A 20,068-nucleotide genomic window follows, 5' to 3' on the forward strand; every position below is an offset into this window, starting at 1 on the left:
GGCCCCGCCACGGATTACGCCGCCCGGCGCTCCCAAAGCTTCGCAACGGGCGTAATAACAAAAACCAGAATAGCACCGGCCAGCAGGCCAAACAGGCCATCCCCGACCGTGGTGACCAGCACTTCCGGCACTGAAGAAATCATTCCGGCCACATGGTGAATGGCCCCGTACACCGCCGGTATACCATGGGTCAGAATACCTCCGCCCACCAGGAACATTGCAATGGTGCCCAGTACCGACAGGGTTTTCATCATCCAGGGCGCCAGCCACAGAATGCCCTGCCCCAGCTTCTGAGCGAAGGCACTGGCTTTCTGGCTCAGGTAAAGGCCGGCGTCGTCCAGCTTCACAATACCCGCCACCAGCCCATACACACCGACGGTCACCATCAACGCCACGACGGTCAGCACCGCAAACTGCATTCCGAAGCTCTTGTCGGCCACGGTTCCTAACGTGATGGCGATGATTTCGGCGGAGAGAATAAAGTCGGTCCTGACAGCGCCCTTGATCTTGTCTTTCTCAACCGCTTTAAGGTTCACCTCCGGCTTTTTCAGAGCCTCCCGCAGCTCTTGCCGGTGCTTTTCTTCCTGCTCTTTGTGCAGGAACCTGTGAACCAGCTTCTCGGCCCCCTCAAAGCACAGGAAAGCACCACCGAGCATCAACAGCGGGGTAATGAGCCAGGGTACAAAAAAGCTGATGGCCAGTGCCGCCGGCACCAGAATGGCCTTGTTAATAAGCGAACCCTTGGCGACCGCCCACACCACCGGGATTTCCCGGGCAGGTCGAACACCGGTGACCTGCTGCGCATTCAACGCCAGGTCATCGCCCAGCACACCGGCGGTTTTCTTGGTAGCAGCTTTGGTCATCACCGCCACGTCATCCAGTACGGCAGCAATGTCATCAAGTAATACGAGCAGGCTGGAGCCGGCCATAGACAGTTCCTTTGCAAATTGAACACGAAGGCGAGGAGTTTACGAAAACAGGCCGCCGGAAAACAGTTCCGGCGACTCAGAATGGACAACCGTTAGCGTTTTATACCCATAGCCTCGGCGGCAATGCGGTTCTTCAGCGGCGCCAGGTTGTCCAGCCAGCGCATACCGGTATTGCGCAACCACCGGATGGCCAGCTCATCCCGGGCAAACAACTGCTTGAAGCCCTCCATGGCCGCCATCATCGCCAGGTTCTCGCCTTTACGGCGGCGCTGATAACGAGCCAATACGGTCTGGTCTGCCGGCGAAAGTGCGAGTTCTTTGGCCCGTCCCAGCTCGTCCAGGAGGGCCGACACATCGCCATAGCCGAGGTTTGCACCCTGGCCGGCGAGCGGGTGAATGGTGTGGGCAGCATCGCCCACCAGTGCCAGGCCGTCGGCAACATACTCCTTGGCATGACGCTGACGCAGCGGAAACGCAAAGCGGCGTGAAACGGATTCGATAACCCCGAGCTGCTGCTCAATCGCCCACTCCAGCTCCAACCGGAATTGCTCGGCCTCCAACGCCATCAGGCGGCGGGCTTCCGCCGTATCCTGTGACCAGACGATAGAGCAATAGTGCTCGTCTCCAGACTCCGTCAACAACGGCAAAAACGCCAGCGGCCCGGTGGGCGAAAAACGCTGCCACGCAGTGTACTGGTGCGGCTGCCGGGTACGGACGGTGCACACAATCGCTTGCTGATCGTAATCCCATTCCCGGGTAGCCAGTCCCGACCACTGGCGCAGCCGCGACTGGGCACCATCGGCCCCGACCACCAGTTTGGCGGACTGCGTTCGGCCATCGTCCAACTGGATTCCGGCTCCGGCACTCCAGCCCTGCACACGCACACCATCCATCACCGTAACGTTACTGTCCGCCAGCTCGGTAAACAAAGCGCGGACAATCGACCGGTTCTCAACAATGGTACCCAGGGTATCAGCATGGAGTTCAGCCGCATCGAAGTGAATTCGACCGGTACCGTCGGCATCCCAGACCGTCATACCACGATAGCCGCAATGCCTGCCGGCCTGGACATGGCGCCAGGCCCCTAGACGATCCAGCAGCTGCTCACTGGCCAGGGAGATGGCGCTGACCCGGGGTTCGAAGTCATCGGTATGGCTGGCGGTCTCTCCCGGGGCCAACAGATCCTGAACCCGGGCTCCTTCCACCAGTCCGGTATTCCAGCCTTGCCGAGACAACCCCAGAGCCAGGGCCGAGCCGACCATTCCGCCACCAACCACCAGAATGTCAAAACACGCCGCACTCACCGATTCACCTGTCATGTTTTTCCGCCTCGAAAGATGACACTCCGGAGCCTACCAGCGGCTTGCGCCCACCGGTGCCCATGGCTTTGCGGGCGAACCAGCGCTTGGCCCCCGGCAACAGATCCAGCCCCACCAGCCCTGCATCCCGGGCCGCGGCAACGGGCGCCAGCGGCTGCCCAAATATCCGGATCAGGGAATCGGAGAACTGCACCGTCTGCTGCCAGTCCTGCCGATGCAGTTGCTGGTAACGCCCCAGTACCGAAAGTTCACCAATGGAAATCCCTTCATCAACCGCCCGACGAAACTGTTCCACCAGGGTCATCAATCCTCTGAGTGCCAGGTTAAAGCCCTGGCCAGCCACCGGGTGCAGGGCATGAGCGGCATTACCAACCAGCACAACCCCCGGGCGGGCGGGTTCATCTACCGTAGTCAGGTTCAGGGGATAATGATGGCACTGGCCAATGTGGGTAAAACGCCCAAGGCGCCAACCGAACCGTTCCTGTAGTTTCTGGCATTTCTGTTCATCCGGCAGTGACAGGATCTCGGCCAGTGCCTCGTCTTTCAGGGTCCAGACCAGGGCCGATTGATGCCCCGGCCGCTTAGGGGAACCATGGGGCAGCAAAGCCATGGGACCGGCCTCAGTAAAACGTTCATAAGCCGTAAACTGGTGGCTGTCGCTGGTGGAGACATTGGCAATCAGCGCGTTCTGACCATAGGCTTCGGTGCGGGCTACAAAGCCCAGCTTCTCCCGCAGCCCGGAACGCCCGCCATCGGCGATCACCAGACAACGAGCGGTCAGTTCCTTCTGTGCGCCATCCTTGCGGATGGCCACCCGGACACCGCCAGCCACAGGCTTCATGCCTTCCACCTGAGCCGGCGCCTGCCAGCTTACTCTGGTATCAAGCAAAGCCCGCATCAGGCACAGGCCCATCCAGCGGTTGTCTGCCACATAACCCAGGGCCTCCTGGCCGTGTTCGTTGGCATGCAGACGGGTAGCGCCAAAACGGCCCCGGTCAGAAACATGAATGTGGCGGATCGGGGTGGCGTGCTCAGACAACTGTGGCCACAGCCCCAACTGATCAAAGATCAGGTGCGAGCCCCAGGCCAGTGCCGTCGACCGGCTGTCATAGCTGGGCTGGTAATCCTCCGGCAACGCCTCTGGCGACAGCGGAAACGCCTCAACTACCGTTACCTTCAGTTCCGGCACCAGGCGCGCCAGGGCCAGGGCCAGAGTTGCCCCGGCCAGGCCGCCACCGGCAATGATCAGGTCAGTATCCACGCGCTCGGTATTCACTGAATCAGTCCGCCATCAGAGCTTCAATATCGGCAATGGTCTTCGGCACGCCCTCGGTCAGGTTTCGGCAACCCTCTTTGGTGACCACCACATCGTCTTCAATACGGATGCCAATACCCCGCCAGCGCGGCTCGACGTCGGTATTGTCGGGCGCAATATACAGCCCTGGCTCAACGGTCAACGCCATCCCCGGTTCCAGTACCCGCCAGGCATCGCCGACCTTGTAATCGCCAACGTCATGGACATCCAGCCCCAGCCAGTGGCCTGTGCGGTGCATAAAGAAAGGTTTGTAGGATTCGTTGGCCAGAGCATCGTCCAGGGTGCCTGCGAGCAGGCCCAGATCGATCAGGCCCTGGGTCAGCACCTTCAGCGCCGCTTCATGGGGCTGGTTCCAGTGATTGTCCGGCTTCACCGCATCGATCGCCGCGTACTGGGCCGCCAACACCACTTCGTAAAGCGCCTTCTGTTCCGGGCTGAACTTGCCGCTGACCGGGAAGGTGCGGGTGATGTCCGAGGCGTAGCATTCCAGCTCACAACCCGCGTCTATCAGTACCAGGTCGCCGTCTTTCAGCGGTGCCGCATTTTCGATGTAGTGCAGGATGCAGCCGTTGGCACCACCACCTACGATGGAGGGATAAGCGGTAGAGCGCGCACCATGCTCCATAAAGGTATGAATCAGTTCAGCTTCAAGATTGTACTCATACCCGCCCTGACGAGCCCGCTTCATGGCCCGGCAGTGGGCCTCGGCACTGATCTGGCCGGCCTTTGCCATCACCTTGATTTCGGCAGCACTCTTGTACAGCCGCATATCATGCAGCAGATGCTCCAGCGCCACCAGCTCCCCAGGGGGGTGCGCTCCGGAACGAACCTTGCTGCGAATCACCTTGAGCCAGTCCATCACCCGGTTATCGAATGCCGGATCCTTGCCCAGCGGATAGTAGACCCGGCTGCGGCCTTCAATCATGCCGGGCAGAATATCGTCGATATCTGCAATGGGGAAAGCATCGTCGAAGCCGTAACGTTCGATGGCGCCCTCAGGGCCCACCAGAAAGCCATCCCAGAGCTCTTTCTCCGGGTTCCGCTCCTTGCAGAACAGCACCGCCTCACCGTGCTCGCGGCCTGGAATCAGGGCCAACACCGCTTCGGGCTCGCCGAAGCCGGTCAGATACTGAAAATCGCTGTCCTGACGAAACGGGTGCAACACATCGCGGTTACGCACCCGCTCCGGCGCCGCTGGCAGAATAGCGATGCTGTCCGAGGCCATCCGGTCCATCAACTTGCGACGGCGCTCGGCAAACTCTTTCACGGGAATGGTCACAGCCATGATAGCTCCTGATCAGTGCAGGGTGGGCGAATCGCCTGCCGGCTTCTCCGGCTCGTTGAACTCGGTGAACACCGCCAGCGCGCCAAGGCGCACGTACTCGGTAATTTCAAGCAGTTGCTGTTCACTTTCGTCGTCGGATTCTTCGTCCTCCGACAGCTGGCTGATGGCCACCATATCCTCGATCAGCTCCCGGATCTCATCCGGAGCCTGGCCAAGGGAAGCGCCCGCCGCCAGCGCCATGCCTTCCAGAAATCCTCGAACCCAGGCCACCAGGGCTTCCAGTCGTTGATCGATGGCATAGTCGTCATCTGGCAATAACGGCTGAAAACTCATGTCGGTGGACTGCAATTGCTTGAGCGTTTTGCCGTAGGCGTTGTTCATAAAAGGGGCGAGGTCATCCGACTCTTCAGCCGCTTCATCAGCCAGCCCCATGTGTTCGCAAACCATGGCCAGCCACTCAGGCTCGTCAATACGGGAGCCTGCCGCCAGCCGGCCACAGAGCACGCCATGCAGCTCAGAGGGGTGGCTGAACGCCTTGTGTGCGGTAAACACGTTAGCCCAGCGTTCAAATTCAGCCGCTAGGGCGGCGGAGGTATCGGTTTCGGACATGAAGCTGCCGTTTCCTTAAATCGGTGGTGTACGTTCAGATACGCGCCGGGGCGGTGCCCCGACGAATACCGTATCCTAGCATTCTGGGGAAATCCTGGCACGAATACCCGGGCAGACGGGGTTGCTTTTATCTTCACGCCAGACAAAAATGTTATAACATATCAAATATGGACAGGATGACCCGATGCGCAGAAACGTTACGCCTCTCATGACCGTGGCACTGGCAAGCGCCGTACTGGCTCCGCTGACCGCGGGCGCGGCCAACAACCCCAGCGCCCATCAACATGGCCATGCGGAACTCCAGGTAGCCATAGACGCCAACACCGCCGATGTCTTTGTTCGCTCACCCGCATACAATCTGCTTGGCTTCGAGCACGAGCCACGCACAGAGCAACAGCATCGGCAACTGGCGGATCTGGAGCAGTGGCTGATGTCGACCCCTCTGATTAACACTGAGGATGGCAACTGCAACGTGGAAGATGCCAGCTTTCACAGCTCGTGGCCCGAGGCGCCCCGTCATCACAGTGACCATGCGCACGAACACCATGGCCACGATCACGATCACGATCACGGGCAAGCAAACGACCACAGCGATATCGAGATTACCCAATCACTGACCTGCGACGGACTTGCCGAACACCAGACACTGGCCACACCGCTGGTGAAGCACTTTCCGGCACTGGAACACCTGGATGTTCAGTGGATCGGCCCTGAAGGCCAGGGCGCCACAAGACTGGAAGTCGGCGACCAGCAATTCCGGATTGGCCGCTGAACCGTTACTCGGTGTAAGGTTCTACCGACTGCGCCACCATGGAATAGGAGGAGGTGCCGAGATCATTCTCGGTTCGCTCAATCACCAGCTCCCCCTCGATCCAGACCGGGTCGTATAGAGCCTCCAGGGTAAACCCTTCATGGTATTTTACGTGGATGATCTGGTTTGGGGGTGGTGGCGGCACATGGATGCAGGCGCCGTAGTAGGGCACCAGGAAGAACTCGAGAATGCGCATATCGTCCGTGGTTTTCAGCGGTACCACGAAGCCCGGAATCCGGCCCTCGACGTTGCCCATTTCCGGAACCACCCGCCCGGTCATGATTTCGTCCGGCAACAGGGGCGGGCCATCGCCCTCATGTTCGATTTCCGGCATAGTCTCGAGCAGCGCCAGATCTTCCGCAGGCATTAACTCAAGCCAGTCGATCTCCCGGGGCTCGGCACGGACCGCCAGGGAAACCAATAACAACAAGCCCAGTCCAAGGCAGGCAAGCGACTTGCGGAACAGAACATCAGTGAACATCAACACGGGCTCTCCAAAAAACCAGATCAGCAACCGGCGCCATCATACAACGGCGAGCACGATACGGATATGAACAACGAGACACGACAACCGCCGGACAGTTCCCGCCCGGACACTCTGGCCATCCGAACCCGGAATCTGCACTTCCGATGGCAAAACCAGGCTCGGGAACTGGCCTTCCCCGATATTCAGCTGACACGCGGTGAACACCTGTTCCTGCACGGCCCCAGTGGTACTGGTAAAAGTACGCTATTGGGACTGCTCGCAGGCATGCACCCGCCCAGTCGTGGCAGCCTTCAGCTGCTGAATCAGGAACTGACCACCATGAAGGCCGGCGCCCGGGATCGACTGCGCGCCGATCATATGGGCGTCATCTTCCAGCAGTTCAACCTGGTGCCCTATCTGAGCGCTATGACCAATGCACTTTTACCTTGCCGGCTATCAAATCTGCGCCATTCGCGCGCGTTACCCTCCGCCACCGAAGCTGCCCAACACCTGCTAACACAACTGGGCATTCCGCAAAGCCACTGGCACCAGGGAGTGACCCGGCTATCGATCGGCCAGCAGCAGAGGGTGGCTGCCGCCCGCGCGCTGATCGGTGCTCCGGAGATCATTCTTGCAGATGAGCCCACGTCTGCTCTGGATAGCGACAACCGGGACCGCTTTCTTGAACTACTGCTAACGCTGGCCGAGCGCAGTAACAGCTCGGTTGTATTTGTCAGCCATGATCAGTCACTGGCCGGGCACTTTCATCATCGCATGGCCCTGGAGGTGGCGCCATGAACAAGCTCAAGCTCACCATCTTCCTGTCCGCCGCCAGCCTGTGGTACCGGCGCCGTGTACTGGCCCTCGTTTGCCTGACCCTGACCCTGAGCGTAACCCTGCTGCTTGGCATCCAGTACCTGCGCACAGAAATCCGACAGTCATTCACCAGCACCATCAGCGGCACCGACCTTATCGTAGGGGCCCGCAGTGGCCAACTGAATCTGCTGCTTTACACGGTGTTCCACATCGGCGATGCCACCAACAACATTCGCTGGTCCACCTATCAGTCCATGACTGAGGACAGCCGCATCGACTGGCTGATCCCGATTTCCCTGGGCGACAGCTACCGCGGCTATCGGGTTGTCAGCACCAACGAGCAGTTCCTGGCCCACTTCCGCTATGGCAACGACCAACCGCTGACCCTGGCGAGCGGAGACTGGTTTTCTGACCTGTTTGACGTGGTGATCGGCGCCGGCGTGGCCCGGCAGCTTGATCATGAACTGAACGACGACCTGGTGCTTTCCCATGGCGGTGGCCGCACCAGCTTCTCGAATCACAAGGACCTGCCATTCCGGGTATCCGGCATTCTCGCGCCAACCGGCACGCCCGTCGACCAGGCGGTTTACATCAGCCTTGAAGCCATGGAAGCCATGCATGTGGGCTGGGAATCCGGTGTAGCCATCCCGGGGCGGACCCTGTCGGCCGACCAGGCACGCAACCGGGACTACACTCCGGATGCCATCACTGCGGTGCTCATTGGCCTCGACCGCCCGATCCTCACCTTTCAGGTTCAACGGGAGCTGAACCAGTCCCGCGAGGAACCTCTGTCAGCCATCCTGCCGGGCGTGGCCCTGAGCGAGCTCTGGCGGATGATGGGGCAATTTGAAAAAGCCCTGCTGGGCATCAGCGGCTTTGTCGTGATCACCAGCCTGGTGGGACTGATTGCGGTTTTGCTTACCCTGCAAGCCCAGCGGCAACGGGAGATTGCCGTTTTGCGAGCGACCGGAGCTTCACCGGGGCTGATTGCCGGCCTGTACAGCCTGGAGTGCGTCGGGCTTGCCCTGGCCAGTTGCCTGTTCGCCCTGCTGCTCGGCGCTGCCGCCATCGCCGGCCTCAGCCCCTGGCTACTGGAACACTACGGACTGCAAATCCGGCTTCGGCCGCTGGCCCGGGAGGAGTGGCTGTTACTGATGGCAGTGCCTCTTTTTGCCCTGCTAGTGTCCGCCCTTCCAGCACTGAACACCTGGCGAGCAGGCCGACAACAGGGGTTCGGGGCACCGGACTCCAGCTGAACTGACGCAAAAGGTGACAGGCCTCACGGCGAGCACGCCATGACAATGCGGTAAATTGACCGGTCTGGCGCGCGCACTTATAGTAACTCTCATCAAAATCACCGATGTTGGGCAGGTCATGGAACAGTCCGAAGTACAGGCATTAGCGGACAAGCTGGACAAGCTGATCGAGCGCTGCGACAAGCTGGAGAAAGACAACGCCCTGCTAAGGGAGCTGCAGGACGACTGGAACCGGGAACGGGCCCAGCTAATGCACAAAAACGATCTTGCCAAAAACAAGATTGAAGCCATGATCGGCCGTCTTCGGGCACTGGAGCACCACTGATGTCACAGACCCCAACCACCGTGGAAGTCAGGATTCTCGACAAGGAATACCTGGTGGCCTGTCCGCAGGAAGAGCAGGAAGCCCTGCTACGTGCAGCCCGGCATCTGGACACCAAAATGCGTGAAATCCGCTCCAGCGGCAAGGTATTCGGTACCGAGCGCATTGCCGTGATGGCCGCCCTGAACATCACCCATGAACTGCTGGAACGCGACACCATGTCAGACGCCACCAGCAGCATCCTGCGTGCCATGGATAACCGGCTTGATGAAGCGCTGGGAGAGCCTTCGGACAACTGATCCGGAAAGAATCCGGAAACGGGGTTGCAATCCTCCCCGGCCCTGCCCGTATAATGGAACCAACTTCCTGGGCTGTTCGCTGGTCGGGTACGTCCTCGAGCCGATGCGCATTACCCAGGTGGCTACTTCAGGGCATTGTGAGCATGTCCCCCAAGGGGGAAAGCCTAATATGTCACAGCGGCCACCGACCTTGAACTTCTGGGTTCAAGGGCTACATCCGATAACGGCAGCCCGGGAAGCTTTTCACCGTTACTCCGATTGCGACTTCCTGAATCTCAAGTGCAGCAAAGCGTCCTGAACCTCCTGGTTACCGAACCGCTCATCGAACAACAATCCAGACCACACTGATTCGTCCGACCTGGCCTGATCCTTTCGTTGCTGATACAGCGAATCCCAGCGTTCCAGGTACTGATAGGCCAGCTCATCATCCGGGGCCACCTGCTCACCCCGGTAGTACATCAGCCCGAGGTACGCCAGGGCGGCCATGTTCTCCTCCTCCGCCGCCATCTCCAGAAGCTGTCGAACTTCTTCTGCATGAACCTCAGCCTGACCGGCGTAATACATTGCCTGTTTATAGCGCGCATTTGAGACAGCTTGACGCAGATTATCCGGCACATCGGCAACCGGCATAAACACAAACCGCTCGCGAGCTTTCGCAGCGCTCTCATCCCGGCCATCCTGCTGCAACTCTCGCGCCAAAAGCAGCTGTGCGGGCAGGTGGCCCTTATCAGCGGCGCGCCTCAACCAACCTACAGCATCCACCAGACTGGGCGGAATACTGGCCAGCCCCTGACTGTAGATCGCACCAAGTTTGTAGGCCGCCTCCGCATCCCGGTAAGCCATGCTTTCCAACAGATCCAAGGCTCGGCGATGCTGTTCTTCGGCCATACCCGGCAGGCTCGAGAGATAGATATCGGCCAGCAAGTGCTTGGCCCGATCGTCTTCCCGTTCTATCTGTTCGAGACGCGCAACGGCCAGACCCACCTGCATCGAGCGCCCGTCTTCGGGATTCAGATACAGGTGAGCCAACCAGAGATTCGCCTCTTTCTCGCCCCGGTCGGCCGCACGCTCCAGCTGATCGAGCGCCTCAAGATAATCAGCCTCGGAACGCTGCTGTCCGCGAGCCAGCGCCACACCTCGGGCCAGCAGTGCTTTCGGGTAGTTCTGATCGGCCGACCGTTGCAGCCATTGCTCTGCTTCGGCAGGGTTAAACCAAGGTGAATCTGGCGCTCCGTATATTTGGGCCATCATGTACTGAGCGCGGGCGCTGCCTTTATCTCCGGCATACCGGTACCACGCCACCCGGCGTTGCGCACTGGGATCCACCAAGGCCGGATACAATGTAGCCAGGTAGCGCATGGTGCCTGCATCGGTGTCCGGACGACTTGCGCGCCATACCTCGTCTGCACTCTGGAGAATAAACTCGCCCTCCTCATCCAGACAGGCCCAGGCAGGTACCCTGTCCCAGGTGTCGGGGCCGCAGTATTCAGCCAAAGCCCGGTGATAAAACAGATTCGAAGCACTATCTACCTCACGGATTTCGGGAATCAGCGCCACCGCCTGTTTGCGATCCTGCTCGACCAGCTCCCCGGACCAATAGATCATCGCGAGATCAATCAAGGCTCGCGGATAGTCCGCCGCACGGAGAAGCACTAACGACCTGGACACATCACGGTTCTCTGCCTGCCCTCGCCGATAGATTTCGGCCAACAAATGCCGCGCTTCGCGCTCATAGACCGAAAACGGTTTCTGCAGCTCTCGCTCCAGCAACTCGGCAGCTGCCCGCTCATCCGCTGGCCCGCCCAGGCCAAGATACGTCAAGCGAGCCAGTTCATAGCGCGCCCGACTGCTTTCATAACTCTCGGTCTCACCGTCAAGGTAACTCTGGAGATGGTGGCGGGCACCGGAATATTCAGCAGAAGCCAACGCACGAACACCCACCTGGTAAACCTCGGGGGATCCGGTCGCGCAACCAGACAAAGCAACAATCAAAACCGCAGGAAGCAACAGACGAGCGTATCGGGGTAAATCCATGGCAGAATACAGCCTCTGAAAAAACAACGGACTGCAGACTAGCAGAATTTTAACGGGGCGTTATTGATGTGATACAACATAGGCCGAATTCACGACGCAGCAGCAGGTAATCGCCATCTTGAATCCGCATCATCAAGCAAGGACGTTTGACTCCGGGAATGATCGGGCCTCACGCCGCCAGCTCCGCCAATCTCTGCGCCAGAAACGGAGAAGCCTGTCGTTTGAAGAACAGCGGCAAGCTTCCGAACGTCTCGCCCTCAACCTGCTGAGGCACCCCGACCTGCACCGGGCACGCCACATTGGCATCTACCTCGCCAACGACGGCGAAATTGACCCGTCCCTGTATATTGATCTGGCTCGCAAAAAAGGCATCCGGTTCTACCTGCCCATTCTGCACCCGATCTACACGGGCAAGCTGGTTTTCAGCCCCTATTTTGATGGAGTGCAACTGACGGCAAACCGCTTCGGCATTCCAGAACCCCCGTTCCCGCGCTCAAGACGCAAGCCGGCCTGGGCACTGGATGCAGTGCTGTTTCCATTGGTAGGGTTTGACGAAACCGGAGGACGACTGGGTATGGGCGGCGGCTTCTACGACCGAACCTTCGCGTTCAGCCGAATCAGGCCCTGCATGGCACCAAAGCTGGTTGGCCTGGCCCACGATTTTCAGCGCGTGGAACAGTTGCCAATTGAGCCCTGGGATGTGCCTTTACACGGTGTGGTAACGGATAGGCGTTGTTACCGTTTCAGACCCTGATTGGCAGACAGAACATAGCCTACTGCAGATGCTTCGCGGTCGGCACGCTTGTCCTCAGACGCCTGAATGGACGTAAAACCCGTAATCACAAGGCCGACAGCAAAGATGAGCACAATGGCACGAATGATGTCAGGCTTGCTCCCCATTTCTTGGATTCCCGTTATTCTTTCATTCAATTGGCAGGAAAATCAGACAACTATTACTGATTCGCAGAATTAGACGAAAGACTAACACGTAACTTGATTTTTACAATTTTTGACAGATTACCGTTATGTAAGAGTTGTGGCGCTCCACCCTCAGGTGGAACGCCCGTTGCCTGCTCCCAAAAACAGCCGATAAGCCTCATTGTCAGTCATGTTTTCATAACGAAAGCCAACCTTGTCGAGCATCCTCTCAAAGTCCGCCACCTCATTGTCCTCAACCTGAGCGCCCAGTAGCACCCGGCTGTAGGCCGCACCATGATTGCGGTAGTGGAACATGGAAATATTCCAGCGCGTTCCCAGCGACATCAGAAACTTCAACAAAGCTCCCGGGCGCTCAGGGAATTCAAACTGGAACACCTTTTCGTTGGTAATCGTCGGCGCATGGCCCCCGACCATATGGCGAATATGCTGCTTGGCCAGGTCGCTGTCGGTAAGGTCGACCACCGAGTACCCGCTTTCCCGAAGATCCTGCACCAGTTCTTCCCGGCCATGTCCGCCAGCGGCAATCTGGATCCCCACGAAAATGGTGGCGTTCTGAGCATCCGCATAGCGGTAGTTGAACTCGGTGATGCTGCGCTTGTGCAGCGCATTGATGAACGTTTTGAACGCGCCCGGTTTCTCCGGGATCGTTACCGCCAGAATCGCCTCGCGCCTCTCTCCCACTTCGGTGCGCTCGGACACATAGCGCAGTCGGTCGAAGTTCATGTTGGCACCACTGAGGGTGGCGATCAGGTTTTCATCCTCGATCTTTTCCCTCTCGATGTACTTCTTGATACCCGCTACACCCAGAGCACCTGCCGGTTCGGCAATGGAACGAGTATCTTCAAACACATCCTTAATGGCCGCACAGATCTCATCCGTGGACACTGTGATCACTTCATCTACGTGATCCTTGCAGATTTCCCAGGGATACTTACCGATCTGTTTGACCGCCACGCCATCGGCGAAGATGCCCACCTCATCCAGCACCACACGCTCACCGGCCGTCATCGCCGCCTGCAGACAGTTGGAGTCTTCCGGCTCCACACCGATCACTTTGATTTCCGGGCGCAGATACTTGATATAGGCCGCCATGCCGGCAATCAGCCCGCCGCCACCGACACAGATGAAGATGGCATGAATCGGCTTGCTGAACTGCCACATGATTTCCATGGCTACAGTGCCCTGACCGGCAATCACATCCGGGTCGTCGTAGGGAGGGATGTAGGTGTAGCCGTGCTTCTGGATCAACTCCTGTGCGTGGGCCGCAGCCTCGTCAAAAGCATCCCCCTTGAGAACCACTCTGGCACCGTGGTCGCGAACTGAGCGTACCTTGATCTCCGGCGTCGTCTGCGGCATCACGATAACGGCTTTGATGCCCAGCTTCTTGGCGGCCAGAGCCACGCCCTGGGCATGATTGCCGGCGGAAGCGCAGATAACTCCCTTGGCCTTTTGCTCTTCCGACAGCTGAGCAATCCGGTTGTAGGCGCCGCGAATCTTGAAGGAAAACACCGGCTGAAGGTCTTCACGCTTGAGCATAATATTGTTGCCAAAGCGCTTGGAAAGACTACGGGCTTCAGTCAGGGGTGTTTCGATGGCCACGTCGTAGACGCGCGCATCGAGTATCTTCTTGATATAGCGTTGCGGCATGATGGTTCCGGTTGCTGGTGAGTGATCAGGAAAAACCCACAGTGTAGAAAGTTTGCACGCTTGCCGTCTATAAGCAGAGTTGCTGCAGGCGTATAATAGTGCCCAAATTCAACGCAAACCTCCGGGAGCCCCCCATGACCCAGGACGAACTGAAACAAGCCGTTGCCAAAGCTGCAGTGGATCACATCGCCCCTCACCTGGAACCGAGCAGCATTGTCGGGGTGGGCACCGGCAGCACCGCCAACTTTTTCATCGACTATCTGGCGGAATACCGCAACGACTTCGACGGCGCCGTCGCAAGCTCCGAGGCAACCGCCGAACGACTGAAAAAGCACGGCATCCCGGTATACGACCTCAACGCCGTCAACGAAATCGAGTTTTACGTCGACGGTGCCGACGAAACCAACGAGAGCCTGGAACTGATCAAAGGCGGTGGCGGCGCCCTGACCCGGGAAAAAATTGTAGCCGCCGTCGCCAAGACCTTTATCTGCATCGCCGATGAATCCAAGAAAGTCGGCATTCTGGGCGAATTCCCGCTGCCCGTGGAAGTCATCCCCATGGCCCGTAGCCATGTCGGCCGCGAGATCGTAAAACTCGGGGGCGATCCGGTTTACCGGGATGGTTTTATCACCGACAACGGCAACATCATCATCGACATCCACAACATGGATATCTCCCGCCCGCTGGTGGTGGAAGAAAAGCTCAATAACATTGTCGGCGTGGTCACCAACGGACTGTTCGCCCGCCGCCCGGCCGATCTGCTGCTACTCGGTACCCGTGACGGAGTGAAAAGCATCGCCCGCGGTGCATAAACCCCTGTAAGGCACTCCGCCTGACAAGCTGGCCATTCGGGCCAGCTTTTTTATTGCCTGAACAAATCCAAACCAAGCGCTTGCTTGGTAGGCAGGATTGCGCGACACTCACCTCATCGCAAAACAAGAACACAGGGAGCCAATCCGTGTCTGACTACTTCAACGAAACCCATGAACAGGTGCGCCAAACTGCCCGGAAATTCATCGAGACCCACGTGCGGCCCCATATTGACGACTGGGAAGAGGCCGGTGAATTCCCCCGTGAAATCTATAAACTCGCCGGCGATGCCGGACTCCTGGGCATCGGCTTCCCTGAAACTCTGGGCGGCATCGGTGAAGGCGATATTTTTATGAAAATCGCGGTTTCCGAGGAACTGATGCGATCCACCTCTGGCGGCTTCGTGGCCAGTATCGGCTCCCTGGATATCGGCCTGCCGCCGGTGGCCAAGTGGGCCAAACAAGGCATTCGGGAACAGATCGTGCCGCCCGTACTGCGCGGCGACAAAATAGCCGCCCTGGCCGTGACCGAACCCGGTGGCGGCTCCGACGTCGCCAACCTGAAAACCCGTGCCGTAAAAGACGGCGACCACTACATCGTCAACGGTAGCAAAACCTTCATCACCAGCGGCATCCGCGCCGACCATTACACCGTCGCCGTGCGCACCGGGGGCGAAGGCCACGGCGGCATCAGCCTGTTGCTGATCGACAAAGGCACACCAGGTTTCACCACCGGCAACAAACTCCGGAAAATGGGCTGGTGGGCCAGCGACACCGCAGAACTCTTCTTCGAGGACTGCCGGGTACCGGCCGACCGCCTGATCGGCGCCGAAAACGCCGGTTTTATCGCCATCATGAGCAACTTCCTGGCTGAACGCCTGAGCCTGTCCATCATGGCCTACATGACCGCCCAGATCGCCTACGAAGCCGCTCTGGACTACACCAGACAACGCCAGGCCTTCGGCCGCCCCGTTGCCGGCTTTCAGGTCACCCGCCACAAACTCGTTGACATGGCCACCCAGATCGACATCGCCCGGGAATACACCTACCGCTGTGCCGCACTGATGCAGGCCGGCAAAAACCCCATTAAACAGGTGGCTATGGCCAAGAACTTCGCCGTGGACGTGTGCGAAAAAGTCACCCGCGAGGCGGTACAGCTGTTTGGTGGTATGGGCTATATGCGGGAGTCAGTGGTGGAGCGGCTGTACCGGGATGCCAAGATTCTGTCCATTGGCGGCGGCACCACGGAAATCATGAAGGAGCTGATTGCCAAACAGATCAGGCTGTGACCAAGGTTTAGTTTCGAATGGCAAGAGACTTCCGTATAATTGCGCCCACTTTTTAAACGCAGTTAAACGAACCCTAACGTACCAGGAAGGATCGCACATGCAATTCGACAACATTCCCGCTGGCAAGAACCCGCCAGAAGACATCTACGTTGCCATCGAAATCCCGGCCAACAGCTCTCCGGTCAAGTACGAACTGGACAAGGACATGGGCGCCCTGCTGGTTGACCGTTTCATGGCCACTCCGATGTTCTACCCGGCCAACTACGGCTTCATCCCCCACACCCTGGCCGACGACGGCGACCCACTGGACGTCCTGGTGGTCACCCCGTACCCGGTGCAGGCTGGCTCGGTCATTCGTTGCCGCCCGGTAGGCGTACTGAACATGGAAGACGAAGCCGGTGGTGATGCCAAACTGGTGGCCGTGCCCCACGACAAGCTGACCCAGACCTACCACAACGTTCGTGAAATCGAAGACCTGCCGGAACTGCTGCGTGATCAGATCCGTCACTTCTTCGAGAACTACAAGACTCTGGAGCCCGGCAAGTGGGTGAAAGTGCAGGGCTGGGACAACGCTGCAGCCGCCAAGAAAGCTATCGAAGACGCCATCAACGCCTACAAGGGCTGATCACGCTTCGAACATAAAAAAGCCGGGCAAGTCTAACGACTGCCCGGCTTTTTTGTGCCTGAGCCAAAGCTCAGACAACGGCGCTTATCAGCCCCGCGACAACAGGTCCCGCATATCACTGATCGCAGCATTCGCCCGTGACAGATAAGCCGCCATGGTCAAGGAATGGTTGGCCAGCACACCGAAACCACTGCCATTGAGAATCACCGGGCTCCACATGGAAGCCTGGGTGCCCTCCAGTTCGATAATGATCTGCTTTACGCTCGCCATGGCGTTCTTGTCCTGCAACACCTTCCGGAAATCCACTTCCACCGCCCGGAAAATATGCAGCAACGCCCAGGCACTGCCTCGTGCCTCGTAAAAGACATCATCAATTTTGGTCCACGAGGTTTTGACATCCTCGCCACCGGTCTCTTCCGCCAGAGGATCATCCGGATTCAGATTAGCCACGGCATCCGACACCGACGCCTTGCCCACGCTTTCACTGAGCGTGCGGGACAGGCTACCCAACCGGGTTTCCAGATCCGCCAGCCAGTTGTTCAGGTTATCCGCCCGGGCAAAAAACTGGGCGTCCGCCTGGGCCGGATCGGACAGGCGATTCAGATAGCGCTTGAGCGCATTGATACCACGCCGGTACTCGTTCTCGGTCGATGGAATGGCCCAGCTTTCACTGTCGAAGTGGAACTGGGGCTCGGCAATGGTCAGATCCGGGTCTTCCGCTGACTGGCTCTGGGAACGACTGATATCCTTACGCATCGCCCGGGAAAGATCCCGCAACTGGACCAGCACGCCATATTCCCAGTTCGGCATATTGTCCATCCACAGACCGGGAGGCGCGATGTCGTTGGAAATATAACCGCCGGGCTTATCCAGCAGGGTCTCGGCAATGCGGATCATGGTGGCGGTGGTGGCAAAACCGGTCACCGGCTCCCTATCCATGGTGCTTGCCAGCGTACGGGTGTGATCACGTACAGAAAAGGTATCTGGCTCACTGCTCCAGTAGATACCCAGAACCATCGTAATCAGCAGGTAGACCACCAGCAAGGCAACCACCAACTTGCCAATAACACCGCTACCGCCGGTGTAATCCTGCACATCGTCTTTCTTGTCCCTGAAGTACTGTCTGATCTTGCCAGGCATAAGACTCCTGATCTCCTGTTGATTACGTGTCTGCGGCAAATGGTCTGCCAAGATGGTAGCCCATGGCGCCGTCAATACCCAGCCTACAGAGTACCGAGTATTCCGCCGCGGTCTCTACTCCCGTAGCGTACACCTTCACCCCCCGACTGTGGGCAATACCCACAACCGACTCCAGCCAGAACCGGTTTTCATCATGACGGTCCAGGTTATGGATGAAGCTGTGATCAATCCGAACGGCCCTGAACGGCAGCCGCTTGAGATAACTGAACGGCACGCCGCCCACTCCGAACCGGTCAACCAGCACCGGTACACCAAGCCGCGACAACTCTCTTACCAGAGAGCTGACGGCTTTGCGGTGATGCTGAATGGTCACTTCGGCAATACCAACCCACAAGCGCCCGGCTGTGCGCCCAGCCCGGGTAACCATGGTCAGCAGATCGTCACGGAAGCTATCAGACGCGATCGAATTACTACCCAGCGATACCGCCAGCCGCCGCTCCGGGTGGCGTTCAAGACACTCCAGCGCCCGGGTAAGCAGCATACGGTCGATATCGCTCACCAGCCCTAATCGCTCGGCCATGGGTACGAACAAACCGGCTTTCAGCGGCCCTTCTGCAGACTCAATACGGGAGAACACCTGATAATGGACCAGTGTCTGCCCCTCACCATGCACCATGGGCTGGAGCCAGAGAGACAGCTTATCTTCCCGAATCGCCTGGGTAATGATCGTGCGCCAGGTCTCCATATTGTGATGGTTCTCAACACCGGAATCGGGTAGCAGCAGGCTGCACGAGTCCCCCCTTTGCTGGGCGGCCCTGAGAGCTTCATCGGCGGCGGCCAACAAGACCCTGATGCCATCACCGGGCCTGGCCACCGCCAGGCCAGCATGAACATGAGCGTCCATCGGGGCAGAGAGGTCGGAGTAGATGCCATCCAGCTCCCGGACCAGCTGCTCGGCCCAGATTCGCACGTCCGCTGCCGAGGCACCGGGCACAAACACCGCAAATTCAGCACCGGTTCTGCGCCCGGCAAAGGATTCGGCATGTCGGGCGACAAACGCCCGGATGCCACCGGCCACCTGGCGCAACAACCGGTCCCCCTCGTCCCGGCCATAGGCCAGGTTATAATCTGCAAAATAGGTCAGCTGCAGCATGATCAGAACGCCAGGCGCCGACTTCTCTTCCGATTCCACTTCCACCTTCATGCGTTGGTCAAAGGCGCTGCGGCTCGCCAGCCCCGTCACCGGATCTTCATTGTTCACGCGCCGCAAGTGCTGGATAAGCTTGCCCTGCCCCTCAAACAACTGGCCCAGGTCATCCGCCATCTGGTTCATAGCCTCTGTCACCCGGTTCAGCTCCCGGGTGGAGCGAATACTCACTCGCTTCCGGAAATCCCGCTGGCCAAGGGCCCGGGCCTGGGCCTCGACCTCTTTCAGGGGCCTCAAAGTCCTCCGGAGTAACAGAAACAGCCCCAGCAAGCCGCCAGTGGCGATCACCAGGGCCGACAACAGCAGCCCCAGAGAAATATGCCAGAGGTCGTCGTAGGCCCTCCCGGGATGACTCACCACCCGTACCTTGCCCAACCGGCTCCAGCCTCTGACCACCTCCGCTTCCGCCACCGGCAAGGGCAGTGCCGCCAGGGAAACAAACCACTCTGGCGCGCGGTTAGCCTGCAGCGGCATGCGCCGACCGGCAATCATCTCGCCATCGTGCCCAAGATATTCAACAGCCAGGTAACGACCACTGTCGAATACCGCATCAATCAGTGACGCCGAGGCCACCGGATCAGAACCGTCAATGGCATTGGACAGCGAAAGCCCGGTAGCGGTGGCACCATCGCGGGCATGAGCGGACAGTTGATCGGCAACATAGCCCCGGAAATAGCCATAGCTGGTCACGAACGCAACCACCAGCGTGAGCGTCAGCAGAGTGCCGGCGAATAGCAACAGCAAGGTCTGCAAGGTAATTTCCCCTCGCTGCCTGCGGTTATAAAAGTTGTCGAGCATCCCTGCCATCACATCGGGGCTCCATCAGAGAAACGAGTATCAGGTTACCTGTGATCCGGGCCGCAGAGTTGACAAACATTTACATAGCGCAACCTACGCCCACAACATTAAACACTATAGACTCTACACAAGGACCATAAAGCCTCTGTATAA

Annotated in this window: 20 protein-coding genes and 1 other RNA gene; 10 read left to right on the forward strand and 11 right to left on the reverse strand. The window is 58.8% G+C overall.

The genetic code is table 11. The features are described 5' to 3' along the window. Positions 1-14 precede the first annotated feature (14 nt). The 5 genes from C7436_RS09910 to C7436_RS09930 form a co-directional block, all read right to left on the reverse strand. Complete coding sequence (locus C7436_RS09910; protein ID WP_121207714.1) at positions 15-929, reverse strand: DUF808 domain-containing protein; 915 nt, start codon at positions 927-929, stop codon at positions 15-17. 92 nt (positions 930-1,021) lie between these two features. Then, positions 1,022-2,248, reverse strand: a complete 1,227-nt coding sequence (locus C7436_RS09915) for a UbiH/UbiF/VisC/COQ6 family ubiquinone biosynthesis hydroxylase (RefSeq protein ID WP_121207715.1) — start codon at positions 2,246-2,248, stop codon at positions 1,022-1,024. Continuing rightward, entirely contained in the window at positions 2,238-3,524 is a 1,287-nt protein-coding gene (gene ubiH / locus C7436_RS09920; protein ID WP_121207716.1) for a 2-octaprenyl-6-methoxyphenyl hydroxylase, read from the reverse strand. Before ubiH ends, C7436_RS09915 begins: the two co-directional genes overlap by 11 nt. A gap of 4 nt (positions 3,525-3,528) precedes the next feature. Further along, complete coding sequence (gene pepP, locus C7436_RS09925) at positions 3,529-4,848, reverse strand: Xaa-Pro aminopeptidase (protein ID WP_121207717.1); 1,320 nt, start codon at positions 4,846-4,848, stop codon at positions 3,529-3,531. A 12-nt stretch (positions 4,849-4,860) separates the two neighbouring features. Further along, positions 4,861-5,457 carry a UPF0149 family protein gene (locus tag C7436_RS09930; protein WP_121207718.1) on the reverse strand — a complete coding sequence of 199 codons (597 nt, stop codon included), beginning with the start codon at positions 5,455-5,457 and terminating at the stop codon, positions 4,861-4,863. Between the two features lie 184 nt (positions 5,458-5,641). Between C7436_RS09930 and C7436_RS09935 the strand changes: the two genes are divergently transcribed. Then, a complete protein-coding gene (locus C7436_RS09935) occupies positions 5,642-6,229 on the forward strand; it encodes a ZrgA family zinc uptake protein (protein ID WP_121207719.1) in 588 nt (195 codons plus the stop codon). A gap of 4 nt (positions 6,230-6,233) precedes the next feature. Here C7436_RS09935 and C7436_RS09940 read toward each other — a convergent pair whose 3' ends face one another. Next, a complete protein-coding gene (locus C7436_RS09940) occupies positions 6,234-6,749 on the reverse strand; it encodes a DUF3299 domain-containing protein (protein WP_114433951.1) in 516 nt (171 codons plus the stop codon). Positions 6,750-6,818: 69 nt separating this feature from the next. Here C7436_RS09940 and C7436_RS09945 point away from each other — a divergent pair, with 69 nt between their 5' ends. The 5 genes from C7436_RS09945 to ssrS all read left to right on the forward strand — a co-directional run bounded on the left by C7436_RS09945 (position 6,819) and on the right by ssrS (position 9,669). Then, entirely contained in the window at positions 6,819-7,532 is a 714-nt protein-coding gene (locus C7436_RS09945; RefSeq protein ID WP_121207720.1) for an ABC transporter ATP-binding protein, read from the forward strand. Next, the gene (locus tag C7436_RS09950) at positions 7,529-8,806 is read left to right on the forward strand and encodes an ABC transporter permease (RefSeq protein WP_121207721.1); all 1,278 of its coding nucleotides are present in this window, start codon (positions 7,529-7,531) and stop codon (positions 8,804-8,806) included. The genes C7436_RS09945 and C7436_RS09950 overlap by 4 nt, the downstream gene beginning before the upstream one ends. Before the next feature lie 118 nt (positions 8,807-8,924). Beyond that, positions 8,925-9,131 (forward strand): TIGR02449 family protein, encoded by a 207-nt coding sequence (locus tag C7436_RS09955; protein WP_011786845.1) that lies wholly within the window; start codon positions 8,925-8,927, stop codon positions 9,129-9,131. Continuing rightward, positions 9,131-9,427, forward strand: coding sequence for a cell division protein ZapA (locus tag C7436_RS09960; RefSeq protein WP_023009596.1), 297 nt, complete (start codon positions 9,131-9,133; stop codon positions 9,425-9,427). Before C7436_RS09955 ends, C7436_RS09960 begins: the two co-directional genes overlap by 1 nt. Positions 9,428-9,488: 61 nt before the next feature. After that, positions 9,489-9,669, forward strand: a non-coding RNA gene (ssrS, locus tag C7436_RS09965) — 6S RNA. Positions 9,670-9,676: 7 nt separating this feature from the next. On the opposite strand, the gene C7436_RS09970 is transcribed toward ssrS, so the two are convergent. Next, positions 9,677-11,461: a tetratricopeptide repeat protein gene (locus tag C7436_RS09970; RefSeq protein ID WP_121207722.1), complete on the reverse strand. Its 1,785-nt coding sequence runs from the start codon at positions 11,459-11,461 to the stop codon at positions 9,677-9,679. 118 nt (positions 11,462-11,579) lie between these two features. On the opposite strand from C7436_RS09970, the gene C7436_RS09975 reads away from it, so the two are divergent. Beyond that, a complete protein-coding gene (locus C7436_RS09975; protein ID WP_121207723.1) occupies positions 11,580-12,215 on the forward strand; it encodes a 5-formyltetrahydrofolate cyclo-ligase in 636 nt (211 codons plus the stop codon). Here C7436_RS09975 and C7436_RS18830 read toward each other — a convergent pair. Further along, on the reverse strand, positions 12,197-12,361 hold the full coding sequence (locus tag C7436_RS18830; protein ID WP_022993092.1) for a hypothetical protein: 165 nt from the start codon (positions 12,359-12,361) through the stop codon (positions 12,197-12,199). The two genes, C7436_RS09975 and C7436_RS18830, sit on opposite strands and share 19 nt — an antisense overlap. A 150-nt stretch (positions 12,362-12,511) precedes the next feature. Next, a complete protein-coding gene (gene ilvA, locus C7436_RS09980) occupies positions 12,512-14,047 on the reverse strand; it encodes a threonine ammonia-lyase, biosynthetic (protein WP_121207724.1) in 1,536 nt (511 codons plus the stop codon). 134 nt (positions 14,048-14,181) lie between these two features. Between ilvA and rpiA the strand changes: the two genes are divergently transcribed. The 3 genes from rpiA to ppa all read left to right on the forward strand — a co-directional run bounded on the left by rpiA (position 14,182) and on the right by ppa (position 16,770). After that, entirely contained in the window at positions 14,182-14,859 is a 678-nt protein-coding gene (rpiA, locus tag C7436_RS09985; protein WP_023009592.1) for a ribose-5-phosphate isomerase RpiA, read from the forward strand. A 146-nt stretch (positions 14,860-15,005) separates the two neighbouring features. After that, positions 15,006-16,145 carry an acyl-CoA dehydrogenase family protein gene (locus C7436_RS09990; protein WP_121207725.1) on the forward strand — a complete coding sequence of 380 codons (1,140 nt, stop codon included), beginning with the start codon at positions 15,006-15,008 and terminating at the stop codon, positions 16,143-16,145. 97 nt (positions 16,146-16,242) lie between these two features. Further along, positions 16,243-16,770: an inorganic diphosphatase gene (ppa, locus tag C7436_RS09995; RefSeq protein WP_014422707.1), complete on the forward strand. Its 528-nt coding sequence runs from the start codon at positions 16,243-16,245 to the stop codon at positions 16,768-16,770. Positions 16,771-16,857: 87 nt separating this feature from the next. Here ppa and C7436_RS10000 read toward each other — a convergent pair whose 3' ends face one another. Together C7436_RS10000 and C7436_RS10005 are read right to left on the reverse strand one after the other, a co-directional pair. Next, the gene (locus C7436_RS10000; protein ID WP_014422709.1) at positions 16,858-17,910 is read right to left on the reverse strand and encodes a DUF2333 family protein; all 1,053 of its coding nucleotides are present in this window, start codon (positions 17,908-17,910) and stop codon (positions 16,858-16,860) included. 22 nt (positions 17,911-17,932) lie between these two features. Beyond that, the gene (locus C7436_RS10005) at positions 17,933-19,924 is read right to left on the reverse strand and encodes a bifunctional diguanylate cyclase/phosphodiesterase (RefSeq protein ID WP_121207726.1); all 1,992 of its coding nucleotides are present in this window, start codon (positions 19,922-19,924) and stop codon (positions 17,933-17,935) included. Positions 19,925-20,068: the final 144 nt, after the last annotated feature.

This window comes from Marinobacter nauticus (genome assembly GCF_003634635.1).
Lineage (GTDB): Bacteria > Pseudomonadota > Gammaproteobacteria > Pseudomonadales > Oleiphilaceae > Marinobacter > Marinobacter nauticus.